The sequence below is a fragment of the Limnohabitans sp. genome, from assembly GCF_040400975.1.
Classification (GTDB): Bacteria; Pseudomonadota; Gammaproteobacteria; order Burkholderiales; family Burkholderiaceae_C; genus Limnohabitans_A.
This window is the reverse complement of sequence record NZ_JBBAPF010000009.1, coordinates 34524-54712: the sequence shown is the minus strand read 5'-3', so window position 1 is coordinate 54712 and position 20189 is coordinate 34524. Positions and strand designations below refer to the sequence as shown.

The 20189-nt window shown below is 56.2% G+C and carries 26 protein-coding genes and 1 tRNA gene; 21 read left to right on the top strand and 6 right to left on the bottom strand.

The features are described 5' to 3' along the window. Positions 1 to 32: 32 nt before the first annotated feature. Positions 33 to 857, bottom strand: coding sequence for a pyrroline-5-carboxylate reductase (proC, locus tag ABWQ00_RS07490; protein ID WP_353238043.1), 825 nt, complete (start codon positions 855 to 857; stop codon positions 33 to 35). Between the two features lie 318 nt (positions 858 to 1175). Here proC and rplN point away from each other — a divergent pair, with 318 nt between their 5' ends. The 18 genes from rplN (at position 1176) to ABWQ00_RS07400 (ending at position 9988) form a co-directional block, all read left to right on the top strand. Beyond that, positions 1176 to 1544, top strand: a complete 369-nt coding sequence (gene rplN / locus ABWQ00_RS07485; RefSeq protein WP_019427444.1) for a 50S ribosomal protein L14 — start codon at positions 1176 to 1178, stop codon at positions 1542 to 1544. 9 nt (positions 1545 to 1553) lie between these two features. Then, a complete protein-coding gene (gene rplX, locus ABWQ00_RS07480; protein ID WP_353238042.1) occupies positions 1554 to 1874 on the top strand; it encodes a 50S ribosomal protein L24 in 321 nt (106 codons plus the stop codon). 2 nt (positions 1875 to 1876) lie between these two features. Then, positions 1877 to 2416 (top strand): 50S ribosomal protein L5, encoded by a 540-nt coding sequence (gene rplE / locus ABWQ00_RS07475; RefSeq protein ID WP_353238041.1) that lies wholly within the window; start codon positions 1877 to 1879, stop codon positions 2414 to 2416. Between the two features lie 8 nt (positions 2417 to 2424). Further along, positions 2425 to 2730, top strand: coding sequence for a 30S ribosomal protein S14 (rpsN, locus tag ABWQ00_RS07470; RefSeq protein ID WP_026039637.1), 306 nt, complete (start codon positions 2425 to 2427; stop codon positions 2728 to 2730). An 18-nt stretch (positions 2731 to 2748) separates the two neighbouring features. Beyond that, complete coding sequence (gene rpsH, locus ABWQ00_RS07465) at positions 2749 to 3144, top strand: 30S ribosomal protein S8 (RefSeq protein ID WP_019427448.1); 396 nt, start codon at positions 2749 to 2751, stop codon at positions 3142 to 3144. Between the two features lie 16 nt (positions 3145 to 3160). Beyond that, a complete protein-coding gene (rplF, locus tag ABWQ00_RS07460) occupies positions 3161 to 3694 on the top strand; it encodes a 50S ribosomal protein L6 (RefSeq protein WP_353238040.1) in 534 nt (177 codons plus the stop codon). A gap of 11 nt (positions 3695 to 3705) precedes the next feature. Continuing rightward, complete coding sequence (gene rplR, locus ABWQ00_RS07455; RefSeq protein WP_353238039.1) at positions 3706 to 4071, top strand: 50S ribosomal protein L18; 366 nt, start codon at positions 3706 to 3708, stop codon at positions 4069 to 4071. 17 nt (positions 4072 to 4088) lie between these two features. Next, a complete protein-coding gene (rpsE, locus tag ABWQ00_RS07450) occupies positions 4089 to 4607 on the top strand; it encodes a 30S ribosomal protein S5 (protein WP_353238038.1) in 519 nt (172 codons plus the stop codon). 14 nt (positions 4608 to 4621) lie between these two features. Beyond that, positions 4622 to 4804 (top strand): 50S ribosomal protein L30, encoded by a 183-nt coding sequence (gene rpmD, locus ABWQ00_RS07445; RefSeq protein WP_353238037.1) that lies wholly within the window; start codon positions 4622 to 4624, stop codon positions 4802 to 4804. A gap of 10 nt (positions 4805 to 4814) precedes the next feature. Further along, on the top strand, positions 4815 to 5246 hold the full coding sequence (rplO, locus tag ABWQ00_RS07440) for a 50S ribosomal protein L15 (protein WP_353238036.1): 432 nt from the start codon (positions 4815 to 4817) through the stop codon (positions 5244 to 5246). A 22-nt stretch (positions 5247 to 5268) separates the two neighbouring features. After that, a complete protein-coding gene (gene secY / locus ABWQ00_RS07435; protein WP_353238035.1) occupies positions 5269 to 6588 on the top strand; it encodes a preprotein translocase subunit SecY in 1320 nt (439 codons plus the stop codon). A gap of 105 nt (positions 6589 to 6693) precedes the next feature. Next, positions 6694 to 6807, top strand: coding sequence for a 50S ribosomal protein L36 (gene rpmJ / locus ABWQ00_RS07430; protein ID WP_028820150.1), 114 nt, complete (start codon positions 6694 to 6696; stop codon positions 6805 to 6807). A 24-nt stretch (positions 6808 to 6831) separates the two neighbouring features. Then, complete coding sequence (gene rpsM / locus ABWQ00_RS07425; RefSeq protein ID WP_019427455.1) at positions 6832 to 7197, top strand: 30S ribosomal protein S13; 366 nt, start codon at positions 6832 to 6834, stop codon at positions 7195 to 7197. A 19-nt stretch (positions 7198 to 7216) separates the two neighbouring features. Then, positions 7217 to 7621: a 30S ribosomal protein S11 gene (rpsK, locus tag ABWQ00_RS07420; protein WP_019427456.1), complete on the top strand. Its 405-nt coding sequence runs from the start codon at positions 7217 to 7219 to the stop codon at positions 7619 to 7621. A gap of 88 nt (positions 7622 to 7709) precedes the next feature. Beyond that, positions 7710 to 8333 (top strand): 30S ribosomal protein S4, encoded by a 624-nt coding sequence (gene rpsD, locus ABWQ00_RS07415; protein WP_353238034.1) that lies wholly within the window; start codon positions 7710 to 7712, stop codon positions 8331 to 8333. Between the two features lie 98 nt (positions 8334 to 8431). Beyond that, positions 8432 to 9424 carry a DNA-directed RNA polymerase subunit alpha gene (locus ABWQ00_RS07410; protein WP_353238033.1) on the top strand — a complete coding sequence of 331 codons (993 nt, stop codon included), beginning with the start codon at positions 8432 to 8434 and terminating at the stop codon, positions 9422 to 9424. 82 nt (positions 9425 to 9506) lie between these two features. After that, on the top strand, positions 9507 to 9893 hold the full coding sequence (gene rplQ, locus ABWQ00_RS07405; RefSeq protein ID WP_353238032.1) for a 50S ribosomal protein L17: 387 nt from the start codon (positions 9507 to 9509) through the stop codon (positions 9891 to 9893). Positions 9894 to 9911: 18 nt separating this feature from the next. Continuing rightward, positions 9912 to 9988, top strand: a tRNA-Met gene (locus ABWQ00_RS07400). A 68-nt stretch (positions 9989 to 10056) separates the two neighbouring features. Here ABWQ00_RS07400 and rsmA read toward each other — a convergent pair. Genes rsmA through ABWQ00_RS07385 form a run of 3 tightly spaced genes read right to left on the bottom strand, consistent with a single transcriptional unit; the run spans position 10057 to position 14619 of the window. Next, the gene (gene rsmA / locus ABWQ00_RS07395) at positions 10057 to 10893 is read right to left on the bottom strand and encodes a 16S rRNA (adenine(1518)-N(6)/adenine(1519)-N(6))-dimethyltransferase RsmA (protein WP_353238031.1); all 837 of its coding nucleotides are present in this window, start codon (positions 10891 to 10893) and stop codon (positions 10057 to 10059) included. After that, on the bottom strand, positions 10890 to 12233 hold the full coding sequence (locus tag ABWQ00_RS07390) for a peptidylprolyl isomerase (RefSeq protein ID WP_353238030.1): 1344 nt from the start codon (positions 12231 to 12233) through the stop codon (positions 10890 to 10892). Before ABWQ00_RS07390 ends, rsmA begins: the two co-directional genes overlap by 4 nt. Further along, positions 12226 to 14619, bottom strand: coding sequence for an LPS-assembly protein LptD (locus ABWQ00_RS07385; RefSeq protein ID WP_353238029.1), 2394 nt, complete (start codon positions 14617 to 14619; stop codon positions 12226 to 12228). The genes ABWQ00_RS07390 and ABWQ00_RS07385 overlap by 8 nt, the downstream gene beginning before the upstream one ends. A gap of 77 nt (positions 14620 to 14696) precedes the next feature. Here ABWQ00_RS07385 and ABWQ00_RS07380 point away from each other — a divergent pair, with 77 nt between their 5' ends. From ABWQ00_RS07380 to ABWQ00_RS07370, 3 genes are all read left to right on the top strand, one after another. Then, positions 14697 to 15794: an aminoglycoside phosphotransferase family protein gene (locus ABWQ00_RS07380; protein ID WP_353238028.1), complete on the top strand. Its 1098-nt coding sequence runs from the start codon at positions 14697 to 14699 to the stop codon at positions 15792 to 15794. Between the two features lie 6 nt (positions 15795 to 15800). Beyond that, complete coding sequence (locus ABWQ00_RS07375) at positions 15801 to 16505, top strand: 16S rRNA (uracil(1498)-N(3))-methyltransferase (protein ID WP_353238027.1); 705 nt, start codon at positions 15801 to 15803, stop codon at positions 16503 to 16505. Positions 16506 to 16610: 105 nt separating this feature from the next. Further along, positions 16611 to 17801, top strand: a complete 1191-nt coding sequence (locus ABWQ00_RS07370; protein ID WP_353238026.1) for an MFS transporter — start codon at positions 16611 to 16613, stop codon at positions 17799 to 17801. Here the strand turns inward: ABWQ00_RS07370 and ABWQ00_RS07365 are convergent. Together ABWQ00_RS07365 and ABWQ00_RS07360 are read right to left on the bottom strand one after the other, a co-directional pair. Continuing rightward, a complete protein-coding gene (locus ABWQ00_RS07365; protein WP_353238025.1) occupies positions 17755 to 18633 on the bottom strand; it encodes an alpha/beta hydrolase in 879 nt (292 codons plus the stop codon). The two genes, ABWQ00_RS07370 and ABWQ00_RS07365, sit on opposite strands and share 47 nt — an antisense overlap. Continuing rightward, the gene (locus tag ABWQ00_RS07360) at positions 18633 to 20114 is read right to left on the bottom strand and encodes a M20 family metallopeptidase (RefSeq protein ID WP_353238024.1); all 1482 of its coding nucleotides are present in this window, start codon (positions 20112 to 20114) and stop codon (positions 18633 to 18635) included. Before ABWQ00_RS07360 ends, ABWQ00_RS07365 begins: the two co-directional genes overlap by 1 nt. Positions 20115 to 20189: the final 75 nt, after the last annotated feature.

Sequence of the window (20189 nt, the reverse complement as noted above, 5' to 3'; positions counted from 1 at the left end):
AGCCATCTGGCGGCGCAGATGGGCAGCATGGCTCAGGCTTTGCCGAACTCATCACCCAGTTCGCGCGCACGCGCTTCGGCCGCTTGCATGGCCTTCACAAACGAGGCTTTCATGCCAGAGGCCTCCATGGCGGTGAGGGCCGCGTAGGTGGTGCCGCCTTTCGAGGTGACGCGTTGGCGCAGGACTTCAGGAGACTCCGTTGAAGCTGCTGCCAAGGAAGCCGCGCCCGAAAACGTGGCCACGGCCAGTTGGTAGGCCTGTTCTGCGCTCAGGCCCATGCCCACGCCAGCTTCGGTCATGGCTTCCAGGAAATAAAACACATAAGCTGGGCCGGAGCCCGACAAGGCGGTGACCGCGTCCAGTTTGGCTTCTTGATCGACCCACACGAATTGCCCCGTGGTGGCCATGACTTGCTCCACCAAGGCTTTGTCGGCGGCGGTCACCGACGGGCAGGGAAACAGTCCCGTGATGCCCTGACCCACCAAGGCTGGTGTGTTGGGCATGCAGCGCACCACACGATCGGTGCCGACCCAACGGCAAATGCTGTCGGTACGGATACCTGCTGCCACCGACAGGTGGAGCGCTTGGCGGGTGAAGGGCATGACGGGAAGGGCGGCCCCGTGAAAGACTTGTGGCTTGATGGCCCAGACTACCAGGTGGGCCTGCGCCAAAGCTGGGCTGGCGGCGGGTAAAGCGGTGATGCCGAAGTCTTGCTGCAGTTTGGCCGCTGTATCGGGGTAAGGTTCAACGACAGAGAATTGTTCGGCTTTCATGCCTTGGCGAATCAGGCCGCCAATGATGGCGCTGGCCATGTTGCCGCCGCCGATGAAAGCCATGTGCTGCGCTGGGTGTGTCATGCTTTGCAAACTCCGAAGGTGACGCCGGTGGGCATCTTGAACTGTGCGATGCGGCGATTGTCGCTGTTTGCCCCACCGTCATTGGTTTGGCCTGCTGCCACGGCGAATGAAGCGCTGTTTCATAAATATTTTGCTCAAGTTGTTGCACCGCCGATTATTTGCTGGCATAATAGTAGGCTTCGCTTTGCAAAAGGCGTAAGTATCTGCCCAAACTGAAACGCAGCGAGTGGTTCGCGGCGTGAATGACGGGTCCAAGACTGATTCTTGTTGGTTGGCTGTTGGGCTGGCAGACAAAGAATACAAGTTGGGAACAAAGAAATGATCCAGACAGAATCTCGGTTGGATGTGGCCGACAACACCGGCGCCAAGTCCGTGCTGTGCATCAAGGTGCTCGGCGGGTCTAAGCGTCGCTATGCAAGTGTTGGCGACATCATCAAAGTGAGCATCAAAGAAGCCGCTCCACGTGGTCGCGTCAAAAAAGGCGAGATTTACAGTGCCGTGGTGGTTCGCACTGCCAAGGGCATCCGCCGTGGCGATGGCTCCCTCATCAAATTCGATGGCAACGCCGCTGTGTTGCTGAACGCCAAGTTGGAGCCTATTGGCACCCGTATCTTCGGCCCGGTCACGCGTGAACTGCGTACCGAGAAGTTCATGAAGATCGTGTCCTTGGCTCCTGAAGTACTGTAAGGACTCGCCATGAACAAGATTCGCAAAGGCGACGAGGTCATCGTCATCACAGGTCGTGACAAGGGCAAGCGCGGCAAAGTGTCGCTACGCGCCACTGACTCGCACGTGGTCATTGACGGTGTCAACATCGTCAAAAAGCACGCCAAGCCAAACCCCATGAAGGGCACAACTGGCGGCATCATCGAAAAGGCCATGCCGATTCACCAATCCAATGTGGCGATTTTCAACGCCGCAACTGGCAAGGCTGATCGCGTGGGCATCAAGCTGCAAGCTGACGGAACACGCGTTCGTGTTTACAAGTCGAGCGGCGAAGAAATCAAGGTGGCATGAGCATGGCACGTTTGCAACAACTTTTCCGCGAGAAAATCTCTGCCGATTTGACAGCCAAGTTTGGCTACAAGTCACCCATGCAGGTTCCTCGCATCACCAAGATCACCCTGAACATGGGTGTATCCGAAGCAGTCGCTGACAAGAAAGTCATGGACCACGCTGTGAGCGATTTGACCAAGATTGCTGGCCAAAAGCCTGTGGTTACCAAGGCTAAAAAAGCCATCGCTGGTTTCAAGATTCGTGAACAACAAGCCATTGGCTGCATGGTCACATTGCGCGGTGTTCAGATGTATGAATTCCTGGACCGTTTCGTGACCGTGGCGCTGCCTCGCGTTCGTGACTTCCGTGGTATCTCTGGTCGTGCATTCGATGGCCGCGGTAACTACAACATCGGCGTCAAAGAGCAGATCATTTTCCCTGAGATTGAGTACGACAAGGTGGATGCCTTGCGTGGTCTCAACATCAGCATCACCACCACGGCCAAGTCTGACGAAGAGTGCAAAGCGCTCTTGGCAGCTTTCCGCTTCCCCTTCAAGAACTGAGGTGCCACGTGGCTAAAGTAGCTTTGATCGAGCGCGAGCTCAAGCGTGAAAAACTGGCAGCTAAATTCGCGAAGAAATACGCGGAATTGAAGGCCGTTGCCAACGATTTCAAGCGCAGCGATGAAGAGCGTGCAGCTGCCCGTCTGGGTCTGCAAAAGCTCCCGCGCAACGCCAACCCGACCCGTCAACGCAACCGCTGTGAAATCACCGGTCGCCCACGCGGCACGTTCCGTCAATTTGGTTTGGGTCGCGCCAAAATCCGTGAATTAGCCTTTGCTGGCCACATTCCGGGCGTGACCAAGGCCAGCTGGTAATCGGCAGGAGATAACAACATGAGCATGAGTGATCCTATTGCCGATCTGTTGACCCGCATCCGTAATGCACAGATGGTGGCCAAGGCCGCTGTGATGGTCCCCTCTTCCAAAGTGAAGGTGGCCATTGCCCAGGTGCTGAAAGATGAAGGCTACATTGACGGCTTCCAAGTCAAAACCGAAGACGGCAAGTCCGTTCTCGAAATTGCCCTGAAGTACTACGCCGGTCGCCCAGTCATAGAGCGCATCGAGCGCGTGAGCCGCCCTGGCCTGCGCGTGTACAAAGGCCGTGATGCCATCCCACAAGTCCAAAATGGCTTGGGCGTCGCCATTGTCACCACGCCTCAAGGCGTGATGACCGACCGCAAAGCGCGCGCAGCCGGTGTCGGTGGCGAAGTGCTGTGCTACGTCGCTTAAAGGCAGGAGAGACTGAATGTCCCGAGTAGCAAAAATGCCCGTGACCATCCCCGCAGGTGTGGATGTGTCCGTGAACCAAAATCAAATCAGTGTGAAGGGCGCTGGTGGCCAACTGGCCATCGCCTCCAGCATGCTGGTGACCGTGAGCAACGCAGGCGGCAAGCTCAGCTTTGCGCCAATCAACGATTCACGTGAAGCCAATGCCATGAGCGGCACCTTGCGTCAGCTGGTGAACAACATGGTGACTGGTGTGACAAAAGGCTTTGAGAAAAAGTTGAGCCTGGTCGGCGTGGGTTACAAAGCGGCTGCCACTGGCGCCAAATTGAACCTCGCTGTGGGTTATTCGCACCCCGTCAACATCGATATGCCAGCAGGCATTACGGTGGCCACCCCTTCTGCGACCGAAATCGTGATCAAGGGTGCCGACCGTCAACGTGTTGGCCAAATCGCTGCTGAGATCCGTGCTGTTCGTCCTCCCGAGCCTTACAAAGGCAAGGGCATCCGTTATTCGGATGAGAAGATCACGATCAAAGAGACCAAGAAGAAATAAGGAGCTGCATCATGATGACCAAGAAAGAGCAGCGTCTCCGCCGTGCACGTCAAACACGCATCCGCATTGCACAGCAAGGCGTGGCCCGTTTGACCGTGAACCGCACCAACCTGCACATTTACGCCAGCGTTATTTCTGGCTGCGGCACCAAAGTTTTGGCTGCTGCATCAACAGCAGAGGCCGAAGTTCGCACCGCATTGGGTGCTGCTGGCAAAGGCGGCAACGCCGCCGCAGCTGCGGTGATCGGCAAGCGCATTGCTGAAAAAGCAAAAGCGGCTGGCGTTGAAAAGGTCGCCTTCGACCGCGCAGGTTTCGCTTACCACGGTCGTGTCAAGGCTTTGGCCGAAGCAGCCCGTGAAGCAGGCCTGCAGTTCTAAACGGATCGGAGTTACAAATGGCTAAATTTACAGCAAAACCGCAAAGCGAAGGACCCGAGGACGGTCTTCGCGAAAAGATGATCGCGGTCAACCGCGTGACCAAAGTGGTCAAGGGTGGCCGTATCCTCGGTTTCGCAGCATTGACAGTGGTCGGTGATGGCGATGGCAAAGTGGGCATGGGCAAGGGCAAATCGAAAGAAGTGCCAGCGGCTGTGCAAAAAGCGATGGAAGAAGCCCGTCGCAACTTGTCCAAAGTTCACCTCAAGAACGGCACGATTCACCATGCAGTGAACGGTCACCATGGCGCAGCTCGCGTCATGATGGCACCAGCCCCCAAGGGTACCGGCATCATCGCTGGCGGTCCTATGCGCGCTGTGTTCGAAGTGGTGGGCATCACCGATATCGTGGCCAAGAGCCATGGTTCGTCCAATCCTTACAACATGGTTCGTGCCACTTTGGACGCTTTGTCCAACTGCACTACAGCTTCCAACGTGGCAGCCAAGCGTGGCAAGTCCGTTGAAGAGCTGTTCGGCTGAACTGGAGAAAGCACATGACGACAGCAACAACTGTGAAAGTCCAACTGGTTCGCAGCCCGATTGGCACCAAAGAGTCACACCGCGCTACAGTGCGCGGTTTGGGCTTGCGCAAGCTGAACTCTGTGAGCGAGTTGCAAGACACGCCCGCAGTGCGCGGCATGATCAACAAGATCAGCTACCTGGTTAAAGTTCTCTAAGAGGCCGATGATGGAACTCAATAGCATCAAGCCTGCAGAAGGCTCTAAGCACGCACCCCGTCGCGTGGGTCGTGGCATCGGCTCCGGTCTGGGCAAAACGGCAGGCCGTGGTCACAAAGGTCAAAAATCCCGTTCGGGCGGCTACCACAAGGTGGGTTTCGAAGGCGGTCAAATGCCTCTGCAGCGCCGTTTGCCCAAGCGTGGTTTCAAGTCACAGACTTTGAAGTACAACGCTGAAATCACTTTGACTTCACTGGCTCGTCTGGATTTGGCAGAAGTCGATGTGCTGACATTGAAACAAGCCGGTCTGGTGGGTCAAATGGCCAAAGTGGTCAAAGTCATCAATACAGGTGAGTTGTCCAAAGCTGTCAAGTTGACAGGCATTGGTGCGACAGCAGGTGCCAAGGCAGCCATCGAGGCAGCCGGTGGATCTGTGGCCTGAAACTCGTTAACTGAGAGTCACAGTGGCAACCATTGCTAATCAAACATCCAAAGCGGGCAAGTTCGGCGACCTGCGTCGTCGGCTTGTTTTCTTGCTGTTGGCGCTGGTTGTTTATCGGATGGGTGCGCACATTCCCGTGCCAGGCATTGATCCCGACCAACTGAAACAGTTGTTCAATGGTCAGCAGGGCGGCATTTTGAACTTGTTCAACATGTTTTCCGGCGGCGCGTTGTCGCGTTTTACTGTTTTTGCTCTGGGTATCATGCCGTACATCTCCGCATCGATTGTGATGCAGCTGATGACTTACGTGGTTCCCACTTTCGAGCAGATGAAGAAAGAGGGCGAAGCCGGTCGTCGAAAGATCACCCAATACACACGTTTTGGTGCTTTAGGTCTGGCCATCTTTCAATCTTTTGGTATTGCAGTCGCACTCGAGGCATCCGCAGGTCTGGTGATCAATCCTGGAATGGGTTTCCGTATGACGGCGGTGGTCAGCCTGACGGCTGGTGCCATGTTCCTCATGTGGTTGGGTGAGCAAATCACCGAGCGTGGATTGGGCAATGGTATTTCGATTCTGATTTTTGCTGGCATTGCCGCAGGTCTGCCGAGTGCTTTGGGTGGATTGTTTGAATTGGTCCGTACTGGTGCGATGAACCCTCTGATCTCGATGATGATCATTGTGGTTGTTGGACTGGTGACTTATTTTGTGGTGTTCGTCGAAAGAGGGCAACGTAAGATTCTGGTGAATTACGCCCGTCGTCAAGTTGGAAACAAGGTTTACGGTGGCCAGTCTTCGCACTTGCCGCTCAAGCTCAATATGGCAGGTGTTATTCCTCCCATCTTCGCTTCTTCCATCATTTTGTTGCCCGCAACATTGATCGGTTGGTTCAGTTCAGGATCGTCAGAGAGTTCGGTGGTCCGCTTTTTCAAAGATGTGGCAAACGCCTTGGCCCCAGGCCAGCCCGTTTACGTCATGTTTTACGCAGCGGCCATTATTTTCTTCTGCTTCTTCTACACGGCTCTTGTTTTCAACAGCCGCGAAACGGCTGATAATTTGAAGAAAAGCGGTGCATTTATTCCTGGAATTCGTCCTGGTGACCAAACGGCCAAGTTCATCGACAAAATCTTGTTGCGCTTGACGGCAGTAGGCGCCGCTTACATCACGTTCGTGTGTTTGCTGCCTGAGTTCTTGATTCTGAAATACAATGTTCCGTTTTACTTTGGTGGCACATCTTTGCTGATCATTGTGGTGGTCACCATGGATTTCATGGCACAGGTTCAAAACTACATGATGTCCCAGCAGTACGATTCGCTCCTTAAAAAGGCGAGTTTCAAGTCCTGATGGTCTGTTTCGGTTTATTTGAGTTCCTTGATTTCAATAATCAAGGTCAGAGTTTTTAACTTTGGCTTCAACGCCTCAGTTTTGATCAGTTTTTTGGAGAGAACCATGAGAGTTTCTGCTTCGGTGAAAAAAATTTGCCGTAATTGCAAAGTCATCCGCCGTAAAGGCGTTGTTCGTGTGATCTGTACCGATCCACGTCACAAGCAGCGTCAAGGCTGATTGAATTAGTTTTAGAGGACGAAAATGGCACGTATCGCTGGCATCAACATTCCGCCGCACAAACATGCTGAGATTGGCTTGACCGCCATTTTTGGTATTGGTCGCACCCGCGCTCGACAAATTTGCGAAGCCACTGGCATCGCTTATTCGAAGAAGATCAAGGACCTGACCGACGCAGACTTGGAAAAAATTCGCGACCATATCGCTGTCTTCACCATTGAAGGTGACTTGCGACGCGAAACGACCATGAACATCAAGCGTTTGATGGACATTGGTTGCTACCGTGGTTTCCGTCACCGTCGTGGTTTGCCCATGCGCGGTCAGCGCACACGCACCAATGCACGCACTCGCAAGGGACCGCGCAAAGGTGCTGCGGCTCTGAAGAAATAAGCAGGACTGAGAGACCAATATGGCAAAAGCACAATCCAACAGCGCAGCTCAACGAGTCCGCAAAAAAGTCCGCAAGAACATTGCAGACGGTATTGCTCACGTGCACGCTTCGTTCAACAACACCATCATCACAATCACCGATCGTCAAGGCAATGCATTGTCATGGGCGTCTTCAGGTGGCCAAGGCTTCAAAGGTTCGCGCAAGTCGACACCTTTTGCTGCTCAAGTTGCTTCCGAAGTGGCTGGTCGTGCTGCACAAGAACAAGGCATCAAAAACCTGGACGTCGAGATCAAGGGCCCCGGTCCAGGTCGCGAGTCTTCGGTTCGCGCATTGGGTGCCTTGGGTATTCGCATCACTTCGATTGCCGATGTGACGCCAGTCCCGCACAACGGCTGCCGCCCTCAAAAGCGTCGTCGTATTTAATTTCAAACCAAGCCCACCGCCAGGCCTTGCTTGCATCGCCTGGCTCCCGCATTTTTTTTGATGCGGCAGCTGCACAAAGGAAAATCAAGTGGCACGTTACCTAGGCCCCAAGGCCAAACTTTCTCGCCGTGAAGGCACTGACTTGTTCTTGAAGAGCGCACGTCGCTCAATTGCTGACAAGTCCAAATTTGACACCAAGCCTGGTCAACACGGCCGCACTTCGGGTCAGCGCACATCAGACTACGGTCTTCAACTGCGTGAAAAACAAAAAGTCAAACGCATGTATGGCGTTTTGGAGAAGCAGTTCCGCCGCTACTTTGCTGAGGCAGATCGTCGCAAAGGCAATACAGGCTCTAATCTGTTGGCTTTGCTGGAGTGCCGCCTGGACAACGTGGTGTACCGCATGGGTTTTGGTTCTACCCGTGCTGAAGCCCGTCAAATGGTTTCTCACAAAGCCATCACAGTGAATGGCCTATCTGTGAACATCCCTTCGTATCTGGTGAAAGCCGGTGATGTTGTGGCAGTTCGTGAGAAATCCAAAAAACAAAACCGTGTGGTCGAAGCTCTGCAATTGGCAGCCCAAGTTGGTATGCCTGCATGGGTCGAAGTCAATGCGGACAAGGCCGAGGGTACTTTCAAGAAGGTGCCTGATCGAGACGAATTTGGTGCTGACATCAACGAATCGTTGATCGTCGAACTGTATTCACGTTAATTCGCTGTTTTGATCGTTCTCAGTCACATTCCTTGTGACTGAGCGCTTCATCAGCCTTACCGGTGTAACGAACCGGGGGTATTGAGAAGGAAATCTGAATGCAAACAAATTTGTTGAAACCTAAAGCGATCCAAGTTGAGCAGCTGGCTGCCAACCGTGCCAAAGTCACGCTTGAGCCATTTGAGCGCGGCTACGGTCACACACTTGGCAATGCGCTTCGCCGAGTTTTGTTGTCCTCCATGGTGGGTTATTCCGCCACTGAGGTGACCATCGCTGGTGTTGTCCATGAGTACTCTTCCATCGACGGAGTCCAGCAAGATGTGGTGAACATTTTGCTGAACCTCAAAGGCGTGGTTTTCAAACTGCACAACCGTGATGAAGTGACCTTGAGCCTTCGCAAAGATGGCGAAGGCCCAGTCACCGCCGCCGATATCCAAACGCCTCACGACGTTGAAATCATCAACCCAGAGCACATCATTGCTAACCTGTCACAAGGTGGCAAGCTGGACATGCAAATCAAGGTCGAAAAGGGCCGTGGTTATGTGCCAGGCAGCATGCGCCGTTACGCCGACGAACCAACAAAAGCTTTGGGTCGTATTGTCCTCGACGCTTCGTTCTCACCCGTCAAGCGTGTGAGTTACACCGTCGAAAGCGCTCGCGTTGAGCAGCGCACTGACTTGGACAAGTTGGTCATCGAGATCGAAACAAACGGTGCCATCACTGCCGAAGACGCTGTTCGCGCATCGTCGAAGATTTTGGTAGAGCAATTGGCTGTGTTTGCTCAATTGGAAGGCAGCGAGCTGTCTGCCTTTGATGCACCTGCAGTCCGCGGTGGTGCGGGCAGTTTTGACCCGATCTTGTTGCGGCCTGTGGACGAACTCGAACTCACCGTTCGCTCGGCCAACTGCCTCAAGGCGGAAAATATTTATTACATCGGTGATCTGATTCAGCGCACCGAAAACGAGTTGCTCAAGACGCCTAATTTGGGGCGTAAGTCCTTGAATGAAATCAAGGAAGTCTTGGCCTCACGCGGCTTGACATTGGGTATGAAACTCGAGTCCTGGCCGCCAGCCGGTCTGGAAAAGCGTTAATTGAAAGTTCCCCGGAAGAATCCGGGTTGTGCACGGGCAGTACCTGATACGGCTGCTTGTTTAATAAAGAAAGGTAAGCACCATGCGCCACGGAAATGGCCTCCGTAAATTGAACCGCACAAGCGAGCACCGCCTCGCCATGCTGCGCAACATGATGAACTCGCTCATCGAGCATGAAGTCATCAAAACCACACTCCCCAAAGCCAAAGAATTGCGTCGCGTCATTGAGCCGATGATCACTTTGGCCAAAGAGGACAGCTTGTCCAACAAGCGCCTGGCTTTCAACCGACTGCGCGATCGTGACAGCGTTGTCAAATTGTTCGCCGACTTGGGCCCTCGTTTTGCCAAGCGTCCTGGTGGCTATACACGCATCCTCAAGATGGGTTACCGCGTGGGCGACAATGCCCCAATGGCATTAGTTGAATTGGTCGATCGCCCCGAAACCACTGCTGATGCAGCAGCTGTGTAAGGTATAATCAAGTCATACCGCGGGGTGGAGCAGTCTGGTAGCTCGTTGGGCTCATAACCCAAAGGTCGTTGGTTCAAATCCGGCCCCCGCAACCAAATGTTCAAATTGGTTTTGAATGTAAAAAAGCCCTCTGATGAGGGCTTTTTTGCGTCTGCAAATTGATTCAGAGTGTCCGCGCTTCAGCCAACTTGAGAGATTGGACGAGCTGAACATATTCGGCCACAGGCACCTCCTCTGCGCGGCGTTGAAGATCAAAAAAGCCGCTGAACGCTTGCTCATCCAACCAAGGGCCCAAGGTGTTGCGCAAAATCTTGCGGCGCTGGCTGAAAGCCACTTGCACCAATGTTGACAGCGTCTTCACGTCCAAGTCAGGTGGAGCGGACAGCGGCAACATGCGAACAATGGCGCTGTCAACTCTGGGAGGAGGATCAAAGCTGCTGGGAGGCACAAACAAAATATTCTCCATCGCATAACGCCACTGAAGCATCACGGAGAGGCGGCTGTAATCCGAGGTGCAGGGCGAGGCCACCATCCGATCAATCACTTCTTTTTGAAGCATGAAATGCTGGTCCTCGATCACATCGACGTGGTCAAGCAGATGAAAAAGGATCGGTGTCGAGATGTTGTAGGGAAGATTCCCAACCACACGCAATTTGCCGCCTGTTGGGGTGCTCTTGGGGTCAGATGGATCTGATTTTGAAGGCCTCAATTCGGCATCCAAGGTGGCATGCAAAGATTTGAAATCAACTTTCAAAACGTCTGACTCGATGACGGTCAAATGAGGATGTTCACGCAAACGAACAGCAAGGTCCCGATCCAACTCAATCACCGTGAGATGCCCCAGGCGCTCAACCAAGGGCTGTGTCAAGGCCGCCAAACCCGGACCGATCTCAACCATCAATTCGCCCGGTAGCGGATGGATGGCATCCACAATGCCATCAATGATGGCCGCATCGGTCAAAAAATGTTGACCGAAACGTTTGCGTGCGATGTGCTTCATTGCGGAGATTCCCGCATCTCGATGAAAGCTTTGCCACGAATGTCTTGAACCCATGAGGCGTAAGCCTCTTCCAGTTTGCCCTCTCTTAGGGCATTCCTTGCCAAGTTGCGTTGTTCGGCATCGGTCATGGGGGCATCGCGTCGATCAGTGACTTCAATCAAATGCACGCCAAACCGAGAAACCAAAGGATCGGCCAACTGACCGGGGCGCAATTGGTTCATGGTTTGCTCAAACTCAGGGACAAACATGCCAGGACTGGCCCATCCAAGATCACCCCCCTGTGCAGCGCTGCCGTCTTGAGAAATTCTTCGGGCGACCTCCGCAAAATCTGCTCTGCCAGACAAGATGTCGCGGCGCACAGAGCCCAGTTGTTCCATGGCTTGTGCTTGCGAAAGCTGTGCGCTGGGGCGAAGCAAAATATGTCTAGCGCGGGTTTGGGTGACCAACAAGGTGCTTGGGGGTGATTGCCGTTGAAGCACTTTCAAAATATGAAAACCGGCACCTGAACGCACAAGGTTTGAAACGCCCCCCACAGGCAAAGCGGAAGTGGCTTGAACAAATAATTCAGGGTAGCGGTCCAAGGCGCGAAGGCCCATGGCGCCGCCATTGGCACCGCGGTCCGGTGAGGTAGAAAAAGCGGCGGCCAAAGACGCAAAATCTTCGCCATTGCGAGCGCGAGTGAGAACCGATTGCGCCCTGTCTTCTAAAACTTTGATCTGTTCCGGTGAGCTGTTCTCGGGGACGCCAATCAAAATCATCGCCAAGTTAAGTTCCGAGGTGGTTTTGGCCGCTTGACGCTGAATTTGCTCACTCAGAAACTGGTTGATCTCTGAATCAGAAATGCGAATCCGGTTGTCGACTTCGCGTTCACGCACACGCGTGAGCAGCAGCTGTTGCCGCAATTGATCGCGAAAAGTCTTGATCGAGAGACCGTCTTGCTGAATTCTTGAACGCATGACTTCAACGGTCATTTGGTTGTTGTTGGCCACAGACAATTCGGCTTGGTTGATGGCTGCTTCGTCCACCACAACACCCAAAGATGCAGCTTGTTGGATTTGAACTTTGTCGTTGATCAATTGCTCAAGCGCGAGTTTCTTGATCTCAGAAACAGTCGTGCCAAGACCTTGTGCACGGGCATCTCTTTGCAAGCGAAGACTCAAGGCTTGAACTTCCTGATTGGTGATGGGCTCCGAATTGACTACCGCCACCACAAAGTCGGCTGAACGAAGGGGCGCGGCGCTGGGTTGCGCAAACACCGAAAAGGGGAGCAAAACGCATGCGGCTAAAAACGACGAACACTTCGGCCAGGAGAAACTGCGACAGAAGAAAGATTTATTCATAGTTCTTAAAACGGCTCGGTTGCAAAGGGTTGTCACGCAAATCTTGATAACGTGGAATGTTGTTGCGAAGTGTGGCCAGAGGGCTGGAGCCAACACGGGCCAAGCCAATCAACTCCAATTGGAACAGCAAACGGGTATTCGAGGTCTCAATAGACCGCTGGTTGCGTTCAAAAACAATGCGGCCAATCCAACAACCGGCATCATATTCAAGACCCATCAGGCTTTCCACCATTCGGCCCTCGCTCATGCTGAAGTTCATACGGCCCACCGTGAACCAACGGTCAGGCCCTAGACCCTGACCTGGAGAGCGGGTCCAGGCGGACTCGGCAGCAGGGTTGGAGCGCCCAATCAAATCGCTCAAAGGCCATTGCCAGCCCAGATCAAGTTGTTCACTGACACCGCGATTCAAGCGGTACGCTGCATTCAAAACACGATAAGGGCTGGGGTAATAACGCAGCTGAAGGGTGTTGCGACTGATGTCATTGGTCTGGTTGTTGATTTGGACCGTGTTGTCCAAGGCCCAACGGTTATCCCAGCGGACACCAGCTCCCACCAACAGGTCGCTCAAGCCCGCAGATGCCCCAGGCTGGTTGTTCAGCAATACGCGTTGATCAGAGAAACGGATGCGTTGGGCAATGCCCAAGCGCAACAATTCAGCCCCATTGTTGGAGTCAAAAAATCGGCTGGTCACACCCAGTGTCAGTGCATCGTTGTCAATCAAACGGTCATTGCCCACAAAGGTGTTTTCACTGTAGATGGTGGACAAGTTGAAGTCGGTGATGCCACTGTCATAGACCGGCAGCATGCTTTGGTCTTTGAAGGGGGTTTTGGCAAAAAAGGCACGGGGCTCCAAAGTTTGGGCCACAGACCGACCAAACCACTGTGCTGCTCGCTCAAACACCAAACCTGAGTCCAGCGAGTAAGTGGGCAGGACACGATTGGCAGAATTGGAGCCATTGTCCATGGTTTGGTCGAGTTGGTAACGCGTGGCGTGCAACTGAAGCTTGGGCGTGAAAAACCCCCAGGGACGGATCCAGGGGCGGCTGACCTGGGTATGCACAAAGCTGCGTTCACCATTTTGTGCCACCCTGCCAGGATTACGGCTGAAGTCCGCTTCGAATCGGGTCGTGTCGCCCCGAACAGACCAATCCAAGCCATCGGCTTGCCATTGACCGTAAGACATTCCGATTTGGGGGGTGCGGTCGTAAGGGGGCAGAATCGTGGCATTGATGTCCTGCAATGTCTGCCAGCGCTGAACCTGAGCCGTCATGTTGAAGCCGCCGCGCCCCCAGTTCAATACGCCGGTAGACGGCAACAAACGCTGTGTCAGCACCAAACCCGTGCGCCGAAAATCTCGCCAGTAGTTGTCGTCACTGACGCGATTCAAGTTCAGGCCAAGGCCAAGCGAGCCGATGCGGTCAATGCCTGTGTCAATGATGCCACTGTGTTGACTGGATAAACTCCATCGGGCTTGATCGCTCAAGGTGTCCGACGGCATCAAATTCAAACGGGTTTGGCCCTTGTAATCTTTTTCCAGGTAACGAAATTCGGTGTCCACAGCGATACCGCGTTTGCTCATGACGTGTGTGGTCACCGTGGCATCGCGGTTGGGTGCGATGTCAAAGTAATAAGGTTGAGCGATTTCAGCACCATTGCGTGTCGTGACGCCGACAATGGGCGGCAAAAATCCCGAGCGCCTATCGTCTGTCAATGGAAAGCTGACCGTGGGAATTGAGACTTCAGGAAGGTTCTGAAATCGCACTTTGACACCTTCTGCTTTAACGGTCGACTCTTCGTCGTCAATGCTCATGCGGGTGGCTTTGAGCAACCATGAAGGCAACCAATCTGGGCCAGGCGTTCTGCGGCAAGTGGTGTAGGTGGCCTGGTGCACAAGGGCACGGGACGGATCAATGAATTCCAGTTGTGAGGCGGTGCCGTGCGCACCATTGCCATAAATCTCATAGGTGGGCTTGTTCAAGGCGCCTTGAAAACTGTCCACTTGCAGCCTCAATTCCGATCCTTGAAATTGACTCCCGGCTCTGTTGAGCTGAATGCTGCCAGAAGCTTCCAGCACGTCTTGACTTTGGTCATACACCATGCGATCGGCCCTCAGGCTCAAACCAGGTTTACGCAGGCGGGCCTGTCCCTCAATGACCGTGTTCAGGTCTGGCTGAATGATCAAGCGCTGACCGGAGACAAAAATTGCGCCTTCTTTGTTCTGGCGAGGTGAAATGCGCTCTTCCAGCAAAGGACTGCTGCGAAGCAAAAGAGGTTCAGATTGGGCCTGTGCTGTGCCCTGCAGGGCCCACAGCACACCCACGACCATGCCGCCATGTTTGAAGGCAAAAAAGCAGTCTTCGGGACTCAACTTGGGGGGGCAGCTCACAAGGATCAACAGAATTGGGCAAGGCGCACTGGGTGAACAAAGCGGTGAGATTTTGACTTTGTAAAATGTGATTATCCATGAGCCACCCTACACACCCCACAACGGTCGATTATCAAGTCACTTGGGCCGATCCGATGCGACAAAAGGCATTTGCTGCTTGGTTGTCAGAAAGGGCAATCGACCAGGGTCTTTTGCCTCAGAGCTTGCGGATTGCATCGGCTGACGCCAGCTTTCGGCGCTACCTGCGTGTAGACACAGCGCAGGGCGAAAGTCGCATCGTCATGGACGCGCCCCCCGACAAGGAAAACTCTGAGCCCTTCGTGCGCATCGCCGCCTTGATGAAGTCGGCGGGCCTGAACGCCCCTGAGGTGCTGCATTGGGACGAAGCCCACGGTTTCATGCTTTTGACGGACTTGGGCGACGCCACCATGATGTCGGCCATCGACGCCGAGCGCCCTCAGGCCAACCACGGCCTTTACATGCAGGCGGTCGACACACTGGTGCAGTGGCAACTGGCATCGCGCCCCGGCGTCCTGCCCCCGTATGACGCAGCCCTCCTGAACAGAGAGCTCAGCCTGTTTCCCGACTGGTATTTGGCCCAACACCGGGGCGTGCAACTGCAAAGCGCGCAGCGCGAGGTGTTCGACAAGGCCTTCGCCCTGATCGTCCAGCGCAACCTGGCCGCGCCCAGCGTGTATGTGCACCGCGACTTCATGCCCCGCAATCTGATGATGCCTCATGGTTCCAGTGCGCAACTCGGTGTGCTGGACTTCCAGGACGCTGTCTACGGCCCCATCAGCTACGACATCGCCAGCCTGATGCGCGACGCTTTCCTCACCTGGGATGAGGACTTCGTGCTCGACATCACCATCCGCTACTGGGAAAAAGCCCGCAAGGCGGGTCTGATGGACTTTGAAGACTGGCACAGCGACTTTGGCGCGTTTTACCGCGCCGTCGAGTGGATGGGCCTGCAACGCCACCTGAAAGTAGCCGGTATCTTTGCCCGCCTGACCCTGCGCGACGGCAAACCCAAATACCTGGCTGATGCGCCTCGTTTCATCCATTACATCCGCAGCACCTGCGACCGTTACCGCGAACTGGGCCCGCTGCTGAAATTGATCGACGAGATCGAAGGCACCACCCCCCAGCTTGGTTTTGCCTACGGACGGATGTAAGCATCCATGCCCCGCTTTCATTGCCCCACGCCGCTGCACACCGGGCTGAGCCTGAGCCTGCCCGCTGGTGCCGCCCGCCATGTGCAGGTGCTGCGCACGCAACCCGGCGATGTGATCACCTTGTTCAACGGCGAAGGCGGCGAGTTTGACGCCACCGTGACCCGCATGGGCCGCAGCGATGTGGACGTGGAGGTGGGGGCGCACCGCGCTGTGGAGCGCGAAGCCGCCCGCGCTGTGCATCTGCTGGTGGGCATCACCGCCAACGAGCGCATGGACTGGCTGGTCGAAAAAGCCACCGAGCTGGGCGTGGCCAGCATCACGCCTTTGGTGGCCGAGCGCAGTGTGCTCAAGCTCAAGGGTGAACGGGCCGATAAAAAATTGGCGCACTGGCAAGGCGTGGCCGTGGCCGCTGCCGAGCAGTGTGGGCGCAACCGCGTGCCCACGGTGCACGCTGCCGTGACACTCAAAGAGTGGCTGGTGCGGGCCGAAGCCGGGGAGCGTTGGGTGCTGTCATTGTCAGAAAGCACGCAAGCGCTGTCTGCCATGGCCGGCAGCGCGCCTGTCACCGTGCTCAGCGGTCCCGAAGGCGGTCTCAGCCCGAGCGAAGAAGCCAGTGCACTGGCTGCAGGCTTTGTGCCTGTGACACTCGGGCCACGCGTTTTGCGGGCCGAAACCGCACCTTTGGCGGTGTTGGCGGTGTGTTCCGCTTGATGGGGGTCGTTGTTTCAGGGTCACCCTAAAACGATGGGCCAATGCAGTGCGTGCTTGAGCCTTGGCGACAGCTTTTCATAAGCAGCTGCCGATAAACTGGGCCGCATGAACGCCAACTTGATCCTTCTGACGCTCTGCCAGGGCCTGTTTTTCACCAACAACGTCACCTTCATCGCCATCAACGGGCTGGTGGGTTTGTCCATGGCGCCGCTGGGTTGGATGGCGACTTTGCCGGTCATGGGCTATGTGGTGGGTGGTGCCCTGTCGACCGGGCTGGTGGCCAAGAGCCAGTCGCGCTGGGGTCGCAAGGTGTCGTTCCAGCTGGGGCTGGTGGTGGCTTTGTTTTCGGCGCTGCTGGCCGCTTATGCCGCATGGAGCCACAACTTTTGGCTGCTGGTGTCTGCCACGGTGATTGCGGGTTACTACAGCGCCAATGGCCAGCTGTACCGGTTTGCAGCGGCCGAGTTGGCCGCAGACGGTTTCAAGGAAAAAGCCGTCTCGCTGGTCTTGGCTGGCGGTTTGATCGGCGCCATCGTGGGTCCCAACTTGGCTTCGCGCACCCGCACGCTTTACGAGGTGCCTTTTTTGGGCGCTTACATGGCGCTGGGCATTGTCGCCATTTTGGCCATGGTGTGCATGAGCTTCATCCGCTTCCCTGCCATGCCTGCCAAAAAGCCGGGCGACAGCGCGGGCCGCCCTTTGCGCGAGATCATGCGCCAGCCGGTGTTCATCGTGGCGGCAGCCGCTGCGGCCCTCAGCTATGGCGTGATGAACCTGCTGATGGCCGCCACCCCGCTGGCCATGCAGGTGTGCGGCTTCAGTTTTGACGATGCGGCGCTGGTGCTGGAGTGGCATGTGATCGCGATGTTCGCGCCGGGCTTTTTCACAGGCCACCTGATCAAGAAATTCGGCACGTTGCAGATCATGGCGGTGGGCGTGGTCATCAATTTCGCGTGCATCGCGATTGCACTCACAGGGGTTGAGCTGCACCAATTCTTGATTTCACTGTTCTTGCTGGGCTTGGGCTGGAACTTCCTGTTCACCGGCAGCACCACGCTGGCCATGCAGGCTTGGACCCCCGCCGAAAAAGACAGGGGTCAGGCCGCCATCAACTTCTTTGTGTTTGCCACCATGGCCGTCACCTCTTTCGCATCAGGCGCGCTGGTCACCACGCAGGGCTGGACTTGGCTGAACATCGGTTCGCTCGTGCCCGTGAGCTTGACGGGTGTGGCGCTCGTTTGGATGGTGTTCAAGCAGAGGGATGAACAGAAAAACGCCCCAGCAACCAGCGCTTGAGGGCGGTGAACACTTGGGCGCGGTAAAGGTCGTTGAAGATCTCGTGGTACATGGCTTCAAAGCATTCGGCCTGCACCACAGCCTTGGGGGCTGAGCTGGCAAAGTCAGCGCTGGCTTGCGCATTGACCAAACGGTCTTTCCCCGCATACAGCAGCAAGGTGGGCACTTCCCACTTGGCAGCATCGACCAAGGTTTTCTCGCCATTCTCCAAAATCCAGGCAGCCAGCCCGGTGGCGATGCGCCGGTGCACCATCGCGTCGGCTTGGTAGGCCTTCACCACATCCGGGTCGCGTGACACAAACTCGGCCTTCAGGCCGTTGTCCACGCGCCAGTGAGGCGCTACGCGCGGCAAAATGGCCAGCAGTATTTTTTGAAAAATGTTGGGAAACGCGCCCAGCGCAGGGGATGACAAGACTGCCGCATCGACGGGACGCAAACCCTCGGCCAGCGTGCGCGCCACCACCAAGCCGCCCAAGCTGTGGCCCAGCAAGATGAGGGGTGTCCCCAGCAAAGACGGGTGCTGGCGGGTGTCGTCGATCACCCGGCACAAATCGGCTTGCAAGCTGCCGGGGCGCAACATGTCACCGCGCGCGCCTGCCGATTGGCCGTGACCTTGTTGGTCGTAGGCCCTCACCGCAAAACCCCATTGGTGCAAGTGGGCCGCCACCTCGCCGTAGCGTCCGGCATGCTCGCCCAGACCGTGCACCAAGAGCACCGTACCCAGCGGTTGGCTGGCAGGCAGGGCCCAGTCGTACACCGCCAGTTGGCCCGCTTCGCCCGGCAAAGCGGAAGCTTTTGGGCGCGCGATGGCGGGGCGCGATGTCACATTCATCAAGGCATCCTTGCCATGATTTCGGCCACCGCGGCCGTGAGCTTTTTGGCGTAAGGCACATGCAAAAACTCGTTCGGTCCGTGCGCGTTGCTCTTGGGGCCGAGCACGCCGCAGACCATCATTTGCGCTTTGGGGAAACCGGCGCTCAGCATGTTCATGAGCGGGATCGTGCCGCCTTGCCCGATGTAGCCCACACCTGCGCCAAAGTGCGCTTGGCTGGAGGCGTTGAGGGCTTGTTCGAACCAAGGCGAGGTGTCGGGCGCGTTCCAGCCGGTGGCACCGCCGCCGCTTTCAAAGGTGACCTTGGCCTGGTAGGGCGCGTTGTCTTCCAGCAAGGCTTTCATTTCGGCCACGGCCTGCGCCGCGTCCACCAACGGGGGCAGCCGCAGGCTGAGTTTGAAGGCGGTGTAGGGCCGCAGCACATTGCCTGCGTCTTTCAGCGCCGGAAAGCCTTCGGCACCGGTCACGCTCAGCGTGGGCGTCCAGGTGCGGTTGAGCAGGGCCTGTGTGGGGTCGGTGGTGGTGGGCAGGGCAAAGCTGGTCGAGCCGCCACAGTCGTAGTGCGCCCAAGGAAAACGCTTGTACACCTCGTCACCCAAAATGGCGGCTGTGGCCTGCGCTTGCGCCAAGCGCTCGGCAGGCACTTCGCAATGGAAGCTGGCGGGCAACAGTCGGCCTGTGGCGCTGTCTTCGAGGCGGTCGAGCACCTGGCGCATGATGCGAAAGCTTGACGGCACCAGGCCCGAGGCGTCGCCCGAGTGGATGCCCTCGGTCAGCACCTGCACCTTGAGCGTGCCGCTGGCCATGCCGCGCAGGCTGGTGGTGAGCCACAGCTGGTCGTAGTTGCCCGCGCCACTGTCCAGGCAAATCACCAGGCCCACATCGCCCATGCGGGTGCGCAGCGCATCCACATAAGGCAACAAGTCATACGATCCCGATTCTTCGCAGGTTTCAATCAGGCCGACAATGCGCGGGTGAGGCGTGTTTTGCGCCTTGAGGGCTTGAACGGCTGCGATGCTGGCATAAACCGCGTAACCGTCGTCAGCGCTGCCCCGGCCATAGAGCTTGCCGTCCTCATACACCGGGGTCCAAGGCCCCAGGTCGTTGCGCCAGCCATTGAATTCGGGCTGTTTGTCCAGGTGGCCGTACATCAGCACCGTTTGGCCCGAGCCCTCGCTGGCAGCGCGGGTGGCGGCCACTTCAAAAAACATGACGGGCGTGCGGCCTGGCAAACGGATGATTTCGAGCTGCAAGCCTTCGACCTTTTGCGCCTCTACCCATTGCGCGGCATTGCGCAGCACGGTCTCGATGTGGCCATGCGCCGCCCAATCGGCGTCAAACGAGGGCGACTTGGCGGGGATTTCGATGTATTTTTTCAGCTCGGGCAGGATGGTGCTGTCCCAAGCTTGGGTGACATCCTGAAGGGCGCGGGCGCTGTCGAGCAGGCCATCGGGCATTTCGCGGTGCAGGGGGGCGTTCATGGGGGCTCCTCGGGTCGGCACAAAAGAAAAACACTGTAGCGCGATTGCACCGGCCTGGCCACAGCGAGGTTTCGC

Bases quoted from the DNA above. Each gene is read 5' to 3' on its own strand.
- rpsK (WP_019427456.1), top strand. From the start codon at position 7,217: ATGGCAAAAGCACAATCCAACAGCGCAGCTCAACGAGTCCGCAAAAAA.
- ABWQ00_RS07380 (WP_353238028.1), top strand. From the start codon at position 14,697: ATGAGCCACCCTACACACCCCACAACGGTCGATTATCAAGTCACTTGG.
- ABWQ00_RS07365 (WP_353238025.1), bottom strand. From the start codon at position 18,633: ATGAATGTGACATCGCGCCCCGCCATCGCGCGCCCAAAAGCTTCCGCT.
- ABWQ00_RS07375 (WP_353238027.1), top strand. From the start codon at position 15,801: ATGCCCCGCTTTCATTGCCCCACGCCGCTGCACACCGGGCTGAGCCTG.
- rpsH (WP_019427448.1), top strand. From the start codon at position 2,749: ATGAGCATGAGTGATCCTATTGCCGATCTGTTGACCCGCATCCGTAAT.
- rpmJ (WP_028820150.1), top strand. From the start codon at position 6,694: ATGAGAGTTTCTGCTTCGGTGAAAAAAATTTGCCGTAATTGCAAAGTC.
- rpmD (WP_353238037.1), top strand. From the start codon at position 4,622: ATGACGACAGCAACAACTGTGAAAGTCCAACTGGTTCGCAGCCCGATT.
- rplF (WP_353238040.1), top strand. From the start codon at position 3,161: ATGTCCCGAGTAGCAAAAATGCCCGTGACCATCCCCGCAGGTGTGGAT.
- rplR (WP_353238039.1), top strand. From the start codon at position 3,706: ATGATGACCAAGAAAGAGCAGCGTCTCCGCCGTGCACGTCAAACACGC.
- rsmA (WP_353238031.1), bottom strand. From the start codon at position 10,893: ATGAAGCACATCGCACGCAAACGTTTCGGTCAACATTTTTTGACCGAT.
- rpsE (WP_353238038.1), top strand. From the start codon at position 4,089: ATGGCTAAATTTACAGCAAAACCGCAAAGCGAAGGACCCGAGGACGGT.
- proC (WP_353238043.1), bottom strand. From the start codon at position 857: ATGACACACCCAGCGCAGCACATGGCTTTCATCGGCGGCGGCAACATG.
- rplN (WP_019427444.1), top strand. From the start codon at position 1,176: ATGATCCAGACAGAATCTCGGTTGGATGTGGCCGACAACACCGGCGCC.
- rplX (WP_353238042.1), top strand. From the start codon at position 1,554: ATGAACAAGATTCGCAAAGGCGACGAGGTCATCGTCATCACAGGTCGT.
- ABWQ00_RS07410 (WP_353238033.1), top strand. From the start codon at position 8,432: ATGCAAACAAATTTGTTGAAACCTAAAGCGATCCAAGTTGAGCAGCTG.
- rpsM (WP_019427455.1), top strand. From the start codon at position 6,832: ATGGCACGTATCGCTGGCATCAACATTCCGCCGCACAAACATGCTGAG.
- ABWQ00_RS07390 (WP_353238030.1), bottom strand. From the start codon at position 12,233: ATGAATAAATCTTTCTTCTGTCGCAGTTTCTCCTGGCCGAAGTGTTCG.
- ABWQ00_RS07360 (WP_353238024.1), bottom strand. From the start codon at position 20,114: ATGAACGCCCCCCTGCACCGCGAAATGCCCGATGGCCTGCTCGACAGC.
- ABWQ00_RS07370 (WP_353238026.1), top strand. From the start codon at position 16,611: ATGAACGCCAACTTGATCCTTCTGACGCTCTGCCAGGGCCTGTTTTTC.
- rplO (WP_353238036.1), top strand. From the start codon at position 4,815: ATGGAACTCAATAGCATCAAGCCTGCAGAAGGCTCTAAGCACGCACCC.
- rplQ (WP_353238032.1), top strand. From the start codon at position 9,507: ATGCGCCACGGAAATGGCCTCCGTAAATTGAACCGCACAAGCGAGCAC.
- rplE (WP_353238041.1), top strand. From the start codon at position 1,877: ATGGCACGTTTGCAACAACTTTTCCGCGAGAAAATCTCTGCCGATTTG.